The 15,336-nt window shown below is 74.2% G+C and carries 18 protein-coding genes; 9 read left to right on the top strand and 9 right to left on the bottom strand.

Going from position 1 to position 15,336, the window contains the following annotated elements:
• Positions 1-74: 74 nt before the first annotated feature.
• On the bottom strand, positions 75-911 hold the full coding sequence (locus ACBI99_RS19900; protein ID WP_375073031.1) for an SDR family oxidoreductase: 837 nt from the start codon (positions 909-911) through the stop codon (positions 75-77).
• Between the two features lie 87 nt (positions 912-998).
• Between ACBI99_RS19900 and ACBI99_RS19895 the strand changes: the two genes are divergently transcribed.
• Positions 999-1,592, top strand: coding sequence for a TetR/AcrR family transcriptional regulator (locus ACBI99_RS19895; protein WP_308126037.1), 594 nt, complete (start codon positions 999-1,001; stop codon positions 1,590-1,592).
• A 34-nt stretch (positions 1,593-1,626) separates the two neighbouring features.
• Here the strand turns inward: ACBI99_RS19895 and ACBI99_RS19890 are convergent, their stop codons facing one another.
• From ACBI99_RS19890 to ACBI99_RS19875, 4 genes are all read right to left on the bottom strand, one after another.
• Positions 1,627-2,388 (bottom strand): hypothetical protein, encoded by a 762-nt coding sequence (locus ACBI99_RS19890; protein WP_375073030.1) that lies wholly within the window; start codon positions 2,386-2,388, stop codon positions 1,627-1,629.
• On the bottom strand, positions 2,385-3,716 hold the full coding sequence (locus ACBI99_RS19885; protein WP_375073029.1) for a VWA-like domain-containing protein: 1,332 nt from the start codon (positions 3,714-3,716) through the stop codon (positions 2,385-2,387). The genes ACBI99_RS19890 and ACBI99_RS19885 overlap by 4 nt, the downstream gene beginning before the upstream one ends.
• Complete coding sequence (locus tag ACBI99_RS19880; RefSeq protein WP_357587884.1) at positions 3,713-4,801, bottom strand: MoxR family ATPase; 1,089 nt, start codon at positions 4,799-4,801, stop codon at positions 3,713-3,715. Before ACBI99_RS19880 ends, ACBI99_RS19885 begins: the two co-directional genes overlap by 4 nt.
• A 128-nt stretch (positions 4,802-4,929) precedes the next feature.
• Positions 4,930-5,493 (bottom strand): GNAT family N-acetyltransferase, encoded by a 564-nt coding sequence (locus ACBI99_RS19875; RefSeq protein WP_375073028.1) that lies wholly within the window; start codon positions 5,491-5,493, stop codon positions 4,930-4,932.
• A gap of 162 nt (positions 5,494-5,655) precedes the next feature.
• Here ACBI99_RS19875 and ACBI99_RS19870 point away from each other — a divergent pair, with 162 nt between their 5' ends.
• From ACBI99_RS19870 to ACBI99_RS19855, 4 genes are all read left to right on the top strand, one after another.
• The gene (locus ACBI99_RS19870) at positions 5,656-6,528 is read left to right on the top strand and encodes an alpha/beta fold hydrolase (protein WP_357587880.1); all 873 of its coding nucleotides are present in this window, start codon (positions 5,656-5,658) and stop codon (positions 6,526-6,528) included.
• Positions 6,529-6,560: 32 nt separating this feature from the next.
• Positions 6,561-6,830: a metal-sensitive transcriptional regulator gene (locus ACBI99_RS19865; protein WP_357587878.1), complete on the top strand. Its 270-nt coding sequence runs from the start codon at positions 6,561-6,563 to the stop codon at positions 6,828-6,830.
• Between the two features lie 70 nt (positions 6,831-6,900).
• On the top strand, positions 6,901-8,283 hold the full coding sequence (locus ACBI99_RS19860) for a rhodanese-like domain-containing protein (RefSeq protein WP_375073027.1): 1,383 nt from the start codon (positions 6,901-6,903) through the stop codon (positions 8,281-8,283).
• A 42-nt stretch (positions 8,284-8,325) separates the two neighbouring features.
• Entirely contained in the window at positions 8,326-8,892 is a 567-nt protein-coding gene (locus ACBI99_RS19855; protein ID WP_357587874.1) for a rhodanese-like domain-containing protein, read from the top strand.
• 10 nt (positions 8,893-8,902) lie between these two features.
• Here ACBI99_RS19855 and map read toward each other — a convergent pair whose 3' ends face one another.
• Complete coding sequence (gene map, locus ACBI99_RS19850) at positions 8,903-9,685, bottom strand: type I methionyl aminopeptidase (protein WP_357587872.1); 783 nt, start codon at positions 9,683-9,685, stop codon at positions 8,903-8,905.
• A gap of 88 nt (positions 9,686-9,773) precedes the next feature.
• On the opposite strand from map, the gene ACBI99_RS19845 reads away from it, so the two are divergent.
• Positions 9,774-10,043, top strand: coding sequence for a helix-turn-helix domain-containing protein (locus ACBI99_RS19845; RefSeq protein ID WP_219510698.1), 270 nt, complete (start codon positions 9,774-9,776; stop codon positions 10,041-10,043).
• 11 nt (positions 10,044-10,054) lie between these two features.
• Here the strand turns inward: ACBI99_RS19845 and ACBI99_RS19840 are convergent, their stop codons facing one another.
• Positions 10,055-11,143, bottom strand: coding sequence for a GNAT family N-acetyltransferase (locus tag ACBI99_RS19840; RefSeq protein ID WP_375073026.1), 1,089 nt, complete (start codon positions 11,141-11,143; stop codon positions 10,055-10,057).
• Between the two features lie 30 nt (positions 11,144-11,173).
• Here ACBI99_RS19840 and ACBI99_RS19835 point away from each other — a divergent pair, with 30 nt between their 5' ends.
• The gene (locus ACBI99_RS19835) at positions 11,174-11,638 is read left to right on the top strand and encodes a MarR family winged helix-turn-helix transcriptional regulator (RefSeq protein ID WP_375073025.1); all 465 of its coding nucleotides are present in this window, start codon (positions 11,174-11,176) and stop codon (positions 11,636-11,638) included.
• A gap of 30 nt (positions 11,639-11,668) precedes the next feature.
• Positions 11,669-12,781 (top strand): hypothetical protein, encoded by a 1,113-nt coding sequence (locus tag ACBI99_RS19830; protein ID WP_375073024.1) that lies wholly within the window; start codon positions 11,669-11,671, stop codon positions 12,779-12,781.
• On the opposite strand, the gene ACBI99_RS19825 is transcribed toward ACBI99_RS19830, so the two are convergent.
• On the bottom strand, positions 12,763-13,215 hold the full coding sequence (locus tag ACBI99_RS19825; protein WP_375073023.1) for a RidA family protein: 453 nt from the start codon (positions 13,213-13,215) through the stop codon (positions 12,763-12,765). The genes ACBI99_RS19830 and ACBI99_RS19825 overlap by 19 nt on opposite strands.
• Complete coding sequence (locus ACBI99_RS19820; protein ID WP_375073022.1) at positions 13,212-14,327, bottom strand: aminotransferase class V-fold PLP-dependent enzyme; 1,116 nt, start codon at positions 14,325-14,327, stop codon at positions 13,212-13,214. Before ACBI99_RS19820 ends, ACBI99_RS19825 begins: the two co-directional genes overlap by 4 nt.
• 168 nt (positions 14,328-14,495) lie before the next feature.
• On the opposite strand from ACBI99_RS19820, the gene ACBI99_RS19815 reads away from it, so the two are divergent.
• A complete protein-coding gene (locus ACBI99_RS19815) occupies positions 14,496-15,311 on the top strand; it encodes an IclR family transcriptional regulator (protein WP_375073021.1) in 816 nt (271 codons plus the stop codon).
• The last annotated feature ends 25 nt before the right edge of the window (positions 15,312-15,336 follow it).

Raw genomic sequence — 15,336 nt, 5'->3', positions numbered from 1 at the left:
CCGATTCCGGCTTCCCTTGGCCGCCTCCCTTCGTCTTCCGGCTTCCCTTGGCCGCCCCCCTGCGTTTCCCGGCTTCACGCGGGGGTGGTCTTCGGGTAGTGCGGGCGGAGGACGGCCGCGGCGACGCGGTCGAGCAGCCGGTCCGGCAGGATCCGCGACAGGCGGGTGAGCAGGGCGGCGTCGCGGCCGACGGTGTAGCGCGTGCGCGGCTTGCCGGCTGTCACGGCCTTGGCGATCACCCGGGCGGCGTCCTCGGCGGACGTGCCGCCTGCGGTGCCCGCGGCGGTCAGCGCGATGACCGCCTGGACCAGCGGTCCGTAACGGTCTCGCAGCTCCGGTGCCATGGCCTCGGCCAGCCGGCTCGTGGCGGCGATGCCCCGTTCGCCCATCTCCGTACGGATCCCGCCGGGCTCGACGACCACCACCTGCACGCCCTGCGGAGCCAGCTCGCGGCGCAGCGCGTCGCTGACCGCCTCCAGGGCGAACTTGGTGCCCGCGTAGGGGCCGAACGTGGCCATGGCGACCTTCCCGCCGACCGAGCTGACGTTGACCACGCGGCCGGAGTGACGCAGCAGGGCGGGCAGCAGCGCCTGCGTGACGGCCACGTGCCCGAACAGGTTGACCTCGAACAGCCGACGCCACTCCTCCAGCGGCAGGGCCTCGACCGGGGCGTTGACGGAGACGGCCGCGTTGTTCACCAGCGCCCGCAGGGCGCCTGCCCGCGAGCCGACGCGGGCGGCCAGGCCGGCGATGTGGCCGGGCCGGGTGATGTCGAGGATGACCGGCTCGATGCCGGGGGCGCGGAGCGCGTCGGCGTCCTGGTCGCGGCGCACGCCGGCCAGGACGTGGAATCCCCGGCGGGCGAGCTCTCGGGCGGAGGCCGCGCCGATCCCGGTCGAGGCTCCGGTCACGACGACGCACTCCCGATTTTCAGATGACATTGTCACCTGAACAAGGTCGCATCTTCAGCTGACAGTGTCAACGGTAGAATGATCGGCGTGATCAGCCGCGTGGAGTCCGCCGCCGCGACGCGCCGCGCCCTGCTGGACGCGGCCGCGGACCTGTTGGACGGCGGCGGCCCGGACGCGGTGACGTTGCGCGAGGTCGGGGCACGGGCGGGGGTCAGCCGCGGCGCGCCGTACCGGCACTTTCCCGACAAGGACAGCCTGCTGACCACCGTGGCGGCCGAAGCCCTGGACCGGCTCGCGGAGCAGGTGCGGGCCGTACGCGCCGATCCACGGCAGCCCCCGGCCGACCGGCTGCGGCACGCCCTGTCGGCGCTGATGACGATCGGCCGTCGCCGGCCGCACCTGTACCGGCTGATGTTCACCACCCCGGCGGGCGACCCGGCCGCGATCCAGGCGGCGACCCGGGCGGCCGACCGCGCCATGGACGAGTTCCTGGCCGTCGTCGGCGATCTGATCGGGGCGGGGCAGGCCCGTCAGTTCGCCGCGCTGCTCCTGACCAGCGCGCACGGGATCACGGACTTGGAGGTCAGCGGCCACCTGTCCGCGGACAAGTGGGACATCACGGCTGAGGAGCTGGTCTCGACCCTGGTGTCCATGATCGACCAGCGGGCCCGCAGCGCGTAGCCGGACGCTGACGGCACGAGGCACGACACCTGTCTCACGCCTCCCGGCCGGGCTCATCGCCCTCGGTCAGGGCCCGCAGCACCTCGGCCTGCTCGACGCCGACGCCCTCGGCCCGCATCCGGGCCGCCTCCTCGCCCGTGAACCCCGCCGCGCGCCAGGCCGCCACCTCCTCGATCGGCACCCCGGCCCGCCAGAACTCGGTCATCAGGGAGATGGCGTCCTGGCCGGAGGAGAGCACCCGTTCGGCCTCGCGGGCGGACAGGCCGAGCGCTTCGAAGACCCGCGCCTGGCCCGCCTCGATGCCGCGTTTCGCCCACTCCACCGCATCGGCGCCCGTCCACCCCGCCTCCACGTAAGGGCGGGCCCGGCCTGCCGGGATGCCGGTGCGCAGCAGCTCCCGCATGCTGTGGGAGCGTTCCTCGTCGGCGAACGCGCCGCCCGGCCGCTCCCCCCGGTGCAGCAGCCGCCCCAGCCAGCCGCGCGGGTGCGGGCGTTCCCCGGCCAGGTGCCGGTCGGCCGCTTCCTCGGGCGAATAGCCCAGCTCGCGCCACTGCACCGCGTCCCGTGGGGTCATGCCGGCCCGCAGCCACAGATCCACGGTGAACGGGGTGGCTCCGGCGGTGCGCCACGCCCGCGCCTCGGCGGCGGTGTAGACGCCGGACCCGCGCCACCGCTCGGCGGTGTGGATCGGGAAGCCGTCCTCGATCCACTGCCGGGCCTCGGCGATGGTGAACCCGCGCCGCCGCCATTCGTGCAGCGGCTCGGGGCGCGGCTCGTCGGCGTGGTCCGTGGTCATGAGTCTCCTTTCGCCGGCACGTCCGCCGGCACGCGAGCCACGGACGCCCAGTCGGGCGCGTGCCCGCCGTCGCCGATCAGGCAGACCACCACCTGCGCCCCGGGACGCCGCCCGGGCCACGGCGTCTCGCCGTCGGTCAGCACGACGACCAGGTCGGGGCGGGGCCGCAGGGCCATCGCCGCATCGAGGCCGGCCCGCATGTCGGTGCCGCCGCCGCCGGTCAGTTCGATGTCGCTCGCCCGGCGCACCACCTGGACGGGATGCGGGCGGACGTCGCAGCAGAACGCCCGCAGCCGCCGGTGGGGACCGGCCACGCCGTCGATGATCCCGGTCACCTCGGCCAGCAGCCGCTTCAGCACGTCGTCGGTGACACTGCCGGAGGTGTCGATCAGCAGCACCGTGTCCGGGACCGCGCGCGCCATCGACGGCGGCACGATGTCGGCGTACGCGCCGGCGCGGCGCGACGGGCGGCGATAGCTGAAATCGACCTGACCGGCCACCGTGCTCAGCCCGCGCCGGATCATCGCGCCCAGGCGGGCCCGCCAGTTCACCGAAGGGCGCAGGCGCTCCTCGGCCCAGCGGCGCCACCCCGACGGCACCTCGCTGCGCGCGCTGATCCGGTCCTGGATGCCGGCCGCGATGGAGCGTTCGAGCAGGTCCCGGTCGAGCTCGGTGAGTCCTTCGCCGGAGCCGCTGTCCTCGTACGCGCGATCCTGCCCGTCCACCGCGCTGCCGCAGTCGATCGCCTCGGCCAGCGCCCACCCGCCCCGGCCCATCGCCTGGGCCAGCACGTCGAGCATCGGCACGTACTCCTCGGCGGTGCGGTTGACCGGAAGCCCCAGCTCGGCGGGCGACACCACGCCGGCCGGGCCGCGCAGGCCGGCGGCCTCCAGGTCGTCGTTGATCTCGGCGTCGGCGGCCTGGTTCCAGCGGTGGGCCTCCTCGTCGCGGACCGGGCCGGCGGCGTGGCTGACCTCGGGGCTCACCTCGTGGCCCGGCTCCGGCCGCACCGGTGCGCGGGCCGCGTGGCCGCGCACCAGGTGACCGACCTGGTGCAGCATCCACCAGCCGATCTCCTCGACAGGGGTGGCCAGCGTGGTGCCCGGTTCCACGTACAGGTTCCAGCGGGTGTCGGCGGGGAAGGCGCGGAAGCCGGGGTCGGGGACGGGAGCGCCGGTGTCCTCGTCCAGGGCCGGTTCCAGCACGACCGGGTTGAGGGCGAAGACGGCCGAGGCGAGGTAGGGCGCCTGGTGCGCCGCCCACAGCCGCGCGGCGGCGATGCGGGCGCGCACCGCCTCATCGGTGGCGCGCGGGCGGTCGGAGGTCATGGCATGAGCCCCGCCGAGCGCAGCACCGGCGCGAGTTCGAGCATCGTCCTGGGCAGGGTCGCGCCCTCGGGCCGGCAACGGGCCAGCGACCGGGCCGCGGTCGCCGCCACGTCGGGGGCCGTGCGCGCGACCCGGGCCACCACCGCCCAGGCCCGCTCCCACGTGCCGGCCGTGGCGTCCGAGCGCACGTACGCCACCACGGCGCCGAGCAGGGCGTGCAGCCGGTCGAGCCGCTCCGGCAGCGGGGCCCGCGGGTCGTCCAGCAGGGTCTGCGGGTCGGGCAGGTCGAGGTTGCGCCGCCAGGACAGCAGCTCGAACCCGGCCGCCTCACCGACCGCGCCGAGCACCAGCTCGGCCAGGACCGGCTCGTCCGCGCCCAGGTGCTCGCACGCGGCGACCGCCCCCGCGGCCATCTCCCAGCTGCGCGGGCTGGGCCAGCCGCGTCCTGCCCGATCCGGGCTGTCGGGCACCGCCAGCACGAGTTCCGGCCGCACCCGCAGGAACGCCCCGACCAGCGCCCGGGCCCTGGCCGTCTCGGCGGGCCCGGCCGTGTCCTTCACGTTGAACTCCGGTACGGGGAAGCCGCCGGTGAAGCCCTCGGCGATGTCCTCGGCCGACACCTGCCACGTCAGGTGAATCAGCCGGTTGGCCAGCGGCGCGGACAGGTCCCAGCCGTCGGCGGCCTGGTCCGGCGGGTTGGCGGCGGCCACGATCCGCACCTCGTCCGGCAGCACCAGGTCGCCGACCGTGCGCTCCAGCACCACCCGCAGCATGGCGGCCTGCACGGCCGGCGGCGCGGTGGTCAGCTCGTCGAGGAACAGCAGGCCGCCCCCCTCGGCGGCGAGCCGCTCGGCCCAGCGCGGCGGTGCGAACCAGGTGCCGCCCTCACGCAGCACCGGCAACCCGGAGAAGTCGCTGGGCTCGCGGATCGAGCCGACCACCACCTCGACCGGCAGGCCGACGGCCGCGCCGAGCGCGGTCACCGCGGACGTCTTGCCGGTGCCCGGCGCACCCCAGAGGATGACCGGCAGATTGGCTGTCACGGCGACCGCGAGGGCCTCTCGTGTCACTGATGGAGCCGCCATGTCGTCCTCCTCGCCGCTGCCCGGATGCGGCGCGCCCGAGGGGCCGTCACCGCAGTGCCGTCATCCTAGGTTGACGATCCTCCGGGCGTCAACCAAAGATGACGCCACTCGGGAGGCGCCGGTGCGGATCAGGCGCGGAAGGCGGCCAAGGGGGCGGTGCAGAGGGTCTGCTCGGCGTCGTACTCGTGGAACGTGCTGACCGGCCGGAAGCCGAGGCGGGCGGCGAGCCGCAGGGATCGCGCGTTCGTGGACTGCGTCACGATCAGGACCGGTTGGTCGGGAAGCTCGGCCGCCGCGGCGCGCAAGGCGGCGGTCGTGGCCTCGAACGCGTACCCGGCCCCCCAGGCGTGGCGGCGCAGCAGGTAGCCCAGCTCCAGCTCCCCGCCCTCCTCGGTGACGTGACCGGCGCGGTCGGCCGGCCGCCGGGACAGCATCAGCGAGCCGACGACCTGGCCCGTCGCGGTGTCCGCGACGATGAAGCTGCCGGGCGCGGAGGTCTCGCCGGCGGCCATGACCGTGCCGAGATGCCGCTCGACCTCGTCCAGCGGCCGGGGGCCGCCGAGATGTGCCTGGACCTCGGGATCGGTCGAGAGCTCGATGAGCCCGTCACGGTCGGACGCGTATACCGCCCTGCGGAGCAGGAGTCGGTCCGTGCGGATTTCCTTGACGGACAGCGTGGGCGATTGGCTCATGAGCCCGTGATCATAGAACAAGGTCACCGAATGGTAGGGTGTCGGCCATGATCCAGAAGTTCATCCGTTCGCGCTGCAGCTGAAGCGGCCTGCGCCCGCCGGTCGCCGAGCGACCAGCGCACGCGTCTTCGTCATGCCTTTTCAGCGAACGGACTGTTCTTCATGCGATCCAACCACTCTTCTTCGTCGTCGCCCACGTTCGTGCTGGTGCACGGCTCCGGCAGCAGCTCTTTCATGTGGGCTTCGGTCCAGCGTGAGCTGGCCCTGCTCGGTCACCGCAGCTACGCCGTCGACCTGCCGGGCCACGGCCTCGACGCGCAGTACCCGATCTCCTACCAGGCTCCGCAGGACCTCGACGCGTGGGCGGCCGAGCCGTCGACGCTGGCCGGGGTCACCCTGCAGGACAACGTCGACGCGGTCACCGGCGTGGTCCGGCGGCTGGCGGAGCACGGGCCGGTGGTGCTCGTGGCGGCCAGCCTCGGCGGCGTCACCATCTCCGGCGTCGGCAACGCGATCCCCGAGCTGGTGAGCCGGCTCGTCTACATCTCCGCCTGGTCGTGCGTACGGCTCCCCAACCCGATCGCGTACATGCAGGAGCCCGAGTTCGCGGACAACCTGATGGCCCCGCTGGCGGCCTTCAACGTCGGCGATCCCGCGCGGCTCGGCGTCGGCCGGGCCAACTACCGCACCGCCGACGTGGAGCTGCTCGACGCGCTGAAGGCCGCCACCCTGGCGGACGTCAGCGACGAGCGGTTCCGCGCCTTCCTCAACATCCTGCAGCCGGACGAGTCGATCGCGGTGATGACGGCCGACGCCCGCGTCGACGCCGCGACCTGGGGCACGATCGCCCGCTCCTACGTCCGGCTCACCGGCGACCGGTCGCTGCCGGTGGCCATGCAGGACAGGCTGATCGCCGAGGCCGACGCGCTCACGCCCGGCAACCCGTACGACGTGCACACCCTGGACACGTCGCACGCGGGGTTCGTCTTCAGGCCCGCCGAGGTGGCCGGCCTGCTGGACAAGGTCGTGAGCTAGCCCACTATACGGGCGGGGGTATGCTCGGTGTCATGGAGATGACCCCCGCCCTCGTGGGCGACGCGTTGACCCGGTTGCGCCGGGCGCACGGGCAGTTGGCCGGCGTGATCTCGATGATCGAGGACGGCGAGGAGTGCGCCGACGTGCTCACCCAGCTCGCCGCCGTCTCGCGGGCGCTTGACCGGGCCGGATTCAAGATCGTGGCCACCGGGCTGCGGCACTGCCAGGCCGCCCGCGAGCGCGGCGACGAGCCGCCCATGACCGAGCAGGAGCTGGAGAAGCTCTTCCTGGCGCTGGCCTGAAGTCCCGCGACGCGGGAAGGCGATGAGCGCAATGTCTGGCCCGGATACCCCCGGGGGTGTAGGAGGAATGATGAGCATCGACGTCCACGTCATCGCGACCTCGTCGCTGGGCGACCACAGCTATCTGGCCACCGACGGGCAGGTCGCGGTCGTGGTCGACCCGCAGCGCGACGTCGACCGGGTGCTCGCCCTGGCCGGTCGCGTCGGCGCGCGCATCACCCACGTCGTCGAGACGCACGTGCACAACGACTACGTCTCCGGCGGGCTGGAGCTGGCCAGGCTGACCGGCGCCCAGTACGGTTTCGCCGCCGCCGACCGGCCGCCGTTCCCGCACCTGCCGCTGGCCGACGGCGACGTCGTCGAGGTCTCGCCCGAGCTGCGCCTGCGCGTCCTGGCCACGCCCGGCCACACCTTCCACCACCTGTCCTACGTGCTGGAGGGCGCCGACGGCGTGCGGGGCGTGTTCACCGGCGGCTCGCTGCTGTTCGGCACCACGGGCCGCACCGACCTGCTGGGCGCCGAGCACGCCGACACGCTCGCCCGTGAGCAGCACGCCTCGGTGCGCAAGCTGTCCGACCTGCTGCCCGGCGGCGCCGCCGTCTGGCCGACCCACGGCTTCGGCAGCTTCTGCTCGGCCACCCAGGCGTCCGGCGACGACTCCACCATCGAACGCGAGCGGCGGGTCAACCCGGCGCTGCACCTGGCCGAGGACGAGTTCGTCAGCCGGACGCTGGCCGGGCTCGACGCCTACCCCGCCTACTACGCGCACATGGGCGTCATCAACCTGCACGGCCCCGATCCGGTCGACCTGCGCCGCCCGCCCGGCATCACCCCCGGCGAGCTGCGCGCACGGCTGGAGGCCGGCGAATGGGTGGTCGACCTGCGCCACCGCACGGCCTACGCCGAGGCCCACCTGACCGGCACCGTCAGCCTCGGCCTGGACGGCCCGATGGCCACCTGGCTCGGCTGGCTGATCGACCGGGGCGCGCCGCTCACCCTCATCGGCGAGACGCCCGAGCAGGTCGCCGACGCGCAGCGGGAGCTCGTGCGCATCGGCGTCGACCGGGTCGCCGCCGCGGCCACCGGCACGCCCCGGCGGCTCGCCGACGACCCCGCCCAGGTGCGGGAGCTGCGCACGGCCACGTTCGCCGGACTGGCGGCCGCGCTGGCGGGTGACGTGCCGGCCGGGCTGCCCGCCCCCGACGTGATCCTCGACGTGCGGCTCGGCAACGAGTGGGACGCCGCCCACCTCGACGGCGCCGTGCACGTGCCGCTGCCCGAGCTCGCCGCCCGCGCCGGCGAGATCCCCGCCGGGACCGTCTGGGTGCACTGCGGCAGCGGCTACCGCGCCACCGCCGCCGCCTCACTGCTCGCCAGGACGGGACGCGAGGTCGTGCTGGTGAACGACGCCTTCGACCGCGCCGCCTCCGCCGGGCTCGCCATGGCCGCCTGACCCGCCGCGCGCCGAGAACGTACCGACCAGAAAGGCCAGCACATGACCACCCTCACCACCGCACAGGTCCGCGCCCTGCTCGACAGCGGCGCGGGCGTCCGGCTCATCGACGTCCGCAGCCCCGGGGAGTTCGCGGCGAGCCACATCCCAGGCTCGGCCAACGTCCCCCTCGACCTCATCCGCAAGCACGCCGCCGGCCTCGCCGCCCGGCACGACGACCACGTCGTCCTGGTCTGCCACTCCGGCGTGCGCGCCCGCGACGCCCACGCGATCGCCGCCGCGGCGGGCCTGCCGGCCGTGAGCGTGCTCGACGGCGGCCTGACCGCCTGGCAGAGCGAGGGCGCCCCGCTGAACCACGGGCGCGGCGCCTGGGCGATGGAACGCCAGGTCCGCATGGTGGCGGGCACCCTCGTGCTCGCCGGGGTCGCCGGCGGCATGGCCTGGCGGCCGCTGACGTGGGTGGCCGGGGCGATCGGCGCGGGCCTGACCTTCTCCGCGCTCACCGACACCTGCGCGATGGCCAGGGCGCTGTCACTGTTCCCGTGGAACCGGATCGCCTCGCCCCGGCCCGAGGCCCAGACACTGGCGGCGCTGACCGGCCGCTCGTGACCGCGAAATCTCAGGCCGTTTCGTCCGGTTCGCGCCGGGTGAGCACCAGGGCGGCGTCCTCGGTGATGGCCACCGTGTGCTCGGAGTGGGCCGTACGCGAGCCGTCGGCCGACCGGATGGTCCAGCCGTCGGGGTCGTAGACGATCCGGTCGGTCGTCCGGGCGAACCAGGGCTCGATCGCCAGCGTCAGGCCGGGCCGGAGCGCGAGGCCGCGCCCCGCCTTGCCCTTGTTCGACACGTGCGGCCCCTCGTGCATGGTGCGCCCGATGCCGTGCCCGCCGAACTCGGTGTTGACCGGGTAGCCGTAGTCGCTGGCGACCGCCCAGATGGCCGCCGAGATGTCGCCCAGGCGGTTGCCCGGCCGGGCCGCCTCGATCGCCGCCTCCAGCGCCTCCTCGGTGGCGCGGACGATCCGCAGGTCCTCCTCGGCGGGGGTCCCGACGATGACCGTACGGGCCGAGTCGGCCACCCAGCCGTCGATGCCGACCGCGAGGTCGGCCTTGAGCACGTCGCCGTCACGCAGGGTGTAGTCGTGAGGCAGTCCGTGCAGGACGGCGTCGTTGACCGACAGGCAGATGACGTTGCGGAACGGGCCGTCCCCGAAGGAGGGCGCGTAGTCCCAGTAGCACGACTCCGCGCCACGTCGTTTGATCATGCCGCGTACGTGGTGCTCAAGGTCCAGGAGGTTGACGCCCACGTCGGCGAGCCGGCCGACCTCGGAGAGCACTTCGGCGACGAACCGCCCGGCCACGTGCATGCGTTCGATCTCCGCAGGCGTCTTCAGTTCGATCACGGTTACCTCGCGTCCTAGAGTGTCGGTATAACTATACCGCCATCCGGGCGCTTGCCGGTATAGTTATACCGGCACTATCCTGGGGCGCATGGTCCGCCAACCGCTCACACGCGAGCAGATCGAAGCCGGCCGGCGTCTCGGCGCCCTCCTGCGCCACGCGCGAGCGGGCCGCGACCTGGCCGAGGTCGCGCAGGCGGCCGGCATCTCGCCGGAGACCCTGCGCAAGATCGAGACCGGACGGCTCCCGTCTCCCGGCTTCGGCACGATCGTCTGCCTCGGCGAGGCGCTCGGCCTGCCGGTCGAGGAGCTGGCGGCCACCTGGCGCGGCAGCGACCTGCCCTTGGAGGCGGCCTCGTAGCGGCCCGCCCCTCACACCACGCCCGCCGGCTCCCCCACGGCGGCGCCCGCGGGCGTCGGCTTGACGAGCGAGGCCGTCGCGCCGTCGGACGACTCCGTGCGGTAGCCCTCGGCGTGGTAGAGGGCGAGGTTGTGGCGGCTCCCGGCGCCGGTGGACAGCACGACGCGGCGGCAGTCCGCGTCGGCGGCGGCCTCGGCCCGGCGCAGCAGCCAGCGCCCGACACCCTGTCCGCGCAGGTCGGGGGCGACGCCGAGCCGGCCCACGTGCCAGTCGTCGCCCGCGCGCCGGGTGCGCACCATGCCCAGCAGCCGCCCGTCCCGCCACAGGCCCGTGCCCTGCCAGGCGCCCAGCCACGCGCGCACCTGCTCCAGCGACTCCCTTAGGGCGGGGATGTCCAGCGTGTCGTTGGCCTGAGCCTCGTCCATCCAGCAGCAGCGCTGGAGCACCAGGACCTCCGCCGCGTCGTCAGGAGTCAGCTCCCGGACGTACGAGCCCGGCAGCGGCCCCGGCGTCGAGCGGATCCGCTCGCGCATCGGACGCAGGCCGTGGGCGAGGCCGACGAGCTCGTCCAGGATCCCGGCGGCGGCCGAATCGCGGGCGGCGTCCGGGCGTAGCCGCCCGTTCTCCACCGTATCGGCGATGCGCAGCGCGACCGTGGCGCCCAGCGGCACCATGCGCAGTGCCGTCACCACCTGCTTGGCGTGCTGGACCGCCCGGGTGCCCGCCGAGGTGTTGCCGTAGCTGACGAACCCCATCGGCTTCCACGCCCATTCGCGGCCGAGGTAGTCCAGGGCGTTCTTGAACGTGGCCGGCATGCCGTAGTTGTACTCGGGCGTGACGGCGATGAAGCCGTCCGCGGCGTCCACCATCGCGCTCCACCGCTTGGTGTGCTCCTGCCGGTAGACGCCGGACGACGGGTGCTCCTCCTCGTCGAGGAACGGCAGGGCCAGGTCGCCGAGGGCCACGGGCACGAGCTCCACGCCGAGTTCGGCCGCCCGGGGCGCGATCGCGTCGATCAGCCACTCCCCCACGGCCGGGCCGAGGGCGCCGGGACGGGTGCTGCACACCAGGACGAGGACACGCGTAGTTTTCGTTGACATGGAAACGACCGTACCTGGTAACTTGTTTACATGTCAAAGAAGCAGTCTCACGCCACGGTGCGCTGGCTCGAAGCCGACGAGGAACGGGCGTGGCGTGCCCTGCGGCGCATGATGATCGCGGTCCAGACGCGCACCGCGCGCGACCTGGCCGAACTCGGCCTGTCCGACCCTGATTACGAGGTTCTGAGCACGCTGTCCGAACGCCCCGGCCGCACCAGCACGCTGCACGAGCAGGCCGCCAAGATGGGCTGGTCGCGCAGCCGCCTGTCCCGGCACGCCACCCGCATGGAGGCCCGCGGCCTGCTGCGGCGCGAGCCCGACCCGGACGACGGCCGGGGCTGCTACCTCGTCCTCACCGACCACGGCCTCGAAACGCTGGAGGACGCCGCCCCCGCCCACCTCGAATCGGTCCGCCGCCACGTCATCGACCGGCTCTCGCCCGCCGACCTGGCGGCCCTGGAGGAGATCGCCGGCAAACTGGAAGAGCCCACCTGACCGGTGTGAAGCGTCCTAGGATGGGCCGCTATGCGGCTGGTCTGGGTCCTGCTTCTGCTGCTCACGGCGTGCGCCCCCAGCGCCGGATCACCCGCCAGGACGCCGGCGGACCCGGGCGGGTCGTGGCGGCTGACGCACACCTGGAACGGGTCCGGCGAGCACCGGTGGCACTCCGTCGCCGCCACGAGCTCGGGGCAGGCGTGGGCCTTCGTCGCGGGCGACCGGGCATTGATGATGCGGTGGGACGGGCGCGCCTGGCGGCGCACCGAGCCGCCCGGCTCCTTCACCCCGGCGGGTTACGGCTTCGGCTTCCGGACGTCACCGGCGGGTGACGACCTCTGGCTGGTGTCCGGCAGCGTGTGGCAGTGGGCGCGGGGCCAGTGGGTGAGACGCCCCCGGTCCTCTCCCTACGACGACCTCGACGTCAGGGACCTGGCGGTCCCGGCCAAGGGCGAGGCGTGGCTGGCCGAGACCGGCGAGTACGGCGGCTGGTACCTGCACCGGCGGGACGGCGGCAGGTGGAAGCCGGTGGTCAGTCCCGCGGGCGAGGCGGGTTCGGCATGGCTGGAACGGGTCGCCGCCTCCGGGCCCGATCAGGTCTGGGCGATCCAGCAGGCCGGCGGCGCGACCCAGGCCATCCGGTGGGAGGGCTCCCGGTGGAGCGTCCACCCCCTGCCCCAGGTCCCGGTCCCGTCCCCCAGCCCCACCGGCGCGGGCTGCGTCAGCACGGGGTGGCCGAGGTTCTCGATCCAGGCGCTGGCCGTGCCCCGCCGTGACGACGCCTGGGCCGTGGGCTCGGTCCTGGTGGAGAAGCCCGGCGCCTGCCTGCGCTACACGGCCAAGGAGGGCGTGGTCCTGCGCTGGGCGGGCGGGACGTGGAGACGGGTGGAACGCCCGATGCCCGGGACCGCGCTGACCGTCGCGCGGGCGGACACCGAGGGCGGGGTGTGGATCGCGGCCAACCCCGACCAGGGGCGCAGACCGTACCTGCTGCACGTCAAGGACGGGCGGTGGACCGAGCACCCGCTCCCCGAGGGGCCGACCGAGATCATGGACCTCGCGCCGGTGCCCGGCACCGCCCGCGTGTGGGTGTACGCCAGGCAGGGCGGCCGGGTGTCGCAGCTCTACGAACTGGCCAGGTGACCCGGGCCGGGCCCCGGCGCCCGGAGATCGCCGTCCACCGCGACGACGGCCTCGATCTCCACCGTGAGCGCCGGGTCGGCCAGCGCGGCGACGACGGCCAGGGAGTGCGCCGGGACGTCGCCGCCGGGATACCACGCGTCGAACACCTCGTCCCGGGCCGCACGGAAGCCGGGCAGGTGCTCCGCGCCGGCCACGAAGGTCAGCAGCTTGACCACGTCGTCTGGCCCCGCCCCGCACGCGTCCAGCACGGACCGCAGGTTGGCGAACGCCTGGCGGGTCTGCGACAGGGCGTCCGGGCCCGCGAGCGAGCCGTCCGCCAGGTTCCCCACCTGCCCCGAGACGAACACCAGCGTGGTGCCCCCCGGCACCGCGGCCACATGGCTGTAGCGGCCGACGGGCGCCGGGACCCCGGCAGGGTTCCAGCGGTTGATCATGACGCTCGCCTCTTCCGGTCCCGCAGCGCGTCGACGGCCCGTTCGACGTCGGCGCCGTCGTTGAAATAGTGGAAGCCCACCCGCAGCCGGTCGCCGAGCAGGGTGGCGCGCACGCCCTCCCGGGCCAGCCGGGCCCGGACCGCGTCGGGGTCGCTGACGCGCACCACCGCGATGTGGCTCCCGCTGCCGGGAAGGGGGGCGCCGGCCTCCGTCTCGGCCACGCGCTCCCGGAACTCGGCGGCCAGCCGCAGGCAGTGGCTCTCGACCCGCTCGGCGTCGAGAGCGAGCAGGAGGTCCAGCGCGGGCAGCGCGCCGACCCAGGACAGCCAGGCGGGCGAGGTGTCGCAGCGCGCCGCGCTGCCGGCGGTGACGTACGGCCCGCCGAAGTAGCCGTGCGGGGGCTCGGTGGACTTCCAGCTCGGCAGCAGCGGAACCAGCCCGCCGACGTGGTCGGGCGCCGTGACCAGCCAGGCGGCCCCGCGCGGGCACAGCATCCACTTGTAGCCGTGCACGGCGAGGTAGTCGGGGCGTACGCGGTCGAGGTCGAGGCGGAGCGCGCCGAGCGACTGGGTCGCGTCGACGAACAGCCGCGCGCCCACGCCGTCCGCGGCCCGGCGCAGCGCGGGCAGGTCGGCGCGGTGGCCGTCGATCGACAGCACGTCGCTGACGGCGAGCAGCGCGGTGCGCGGATCGAGCGCCGCCACCAGGTCCTCGGTCCGGGTGCGGCCGTCCCGGGGCGGCACCAGCGTCACCTCGTGCCCGGCGGACTCCAGTTGCCGCCACGGGAACAGGTTGCTCCGGAACTCCTGGGCGGGCACCACGATCCGGCCGGGCGGCAGGGACTTGGCGACCGTCGCGGCGGCCTCGGCGACCGAGCCCACGACGGCGACCCGCTCCTCGGCGACACCCAGCAGGCGGGCGACCGAGCTCCTGGCGGCGCCGGAGGCGCGGTCCCACTCCTGCCAGTCGAAGTCGCCGTACAGCCATGAGTCCAGGGCCGCCTGCAGCGCGTGCGCGACCTCGAGCGCGGCGGGCGGGCTCGCCGGCGTGTCCAGCCAGACGTGGCGCTGCAACGCGGGGAAGCGCGACCGGAACTGCTCGGAGCTGAGCATGTGATCCTTCCGGGTCCGTCGATTGTGCGGTTGGCAGTATGGCCCGCGGCCCCGCGCACCGGCCCGGGGCCGGCCCGGCCTTTCGCTATAGTCGAAAACTCGCTTCGACGGACCCGTGACCTGCCCGCTCGCGGCATAGCGTGCGGGCGACCAGCCCGGGAGCCCAGCATGACCGACACCGTTCTGCCGCCATCCGCCGTCGAGGGCGACGGCAGCCTGCAAACCCTGCTGCGAGGTATCGACGTGCTGCGCGCCGTCGCCCTCGCGGACGGCCAGGCCACGGCCAAGAGCCTCAGCCGGCAGCTCGGCCTCAGCCTCGGCCGCTGTTACCACATCCTGCGCACGCTCAAGGCGGGCGGCTACGTCGTGCGGCTGCCCGGCGGGCGCATCGACGTCGGCCCGGGCGGCGCCTCCCTCGGCAGGCAACTGCGTGCCAGGTTCGAGCCCCTTCCCGAGCTGTTCGCGATCCTGGCCAGGCTGCACGCCCGGACGCGGGAGACCTCGTACGTCAGCGGCTGGCACCACGGCGTCATCACCCTGCTGCAGTTCATCGCCGGTGAGCAGGCGCTCGGCGTACGCGGCCTGGACGTCGGCTACACCGGCGACACGCACGCCCGCGCCTCCTGCAAGGCGGTGCTGGCGCACCTGCCGCACGAGCAGATCGAGATCATGTTCGGCGGGGTCGAGCTGCGGCGGCTGACCGCGCGCACCCTCGGCGACGTCGACAGCCTGACCGTGGAGCTCGGCAACATCCGCAGGCAGGGCTTCGCGCTCGACCTGGAGGAGTTCAGCGACGGCATCTGCTGCGCCTCCGCCGCGTACTTCGGCCAGGACGGCGCTCCGGCGGGCTCGTACACGGTGTCGGTGCCCGCCACGCGGTTCAGGACCGCCCAGCGCGACCTGATCGCCGCCGTGCAGGAGGCCGCCGCCATCGCGACGAACCTCCTGCGCGGTCATCACCTGGCCGTGCCGGGCCGCGACTGACCGGACGCCCGCCCGTCACGTGGCC

Source organism: Nonomuraea sp. ATR24 (assembly GCF_041950485.1).
GTDB classification, from domain to species: Bacteria; Actinomycetota; Actinomycetes; order Streptosporangiales; family Streptosporangiaceae; genus Nonomuraea; species Nonomuraea ceibae.
Note: the sequence above shows the minus strand (reverse complement) of the source record. Positions and strands in the feature narration are given on the sequence as shown.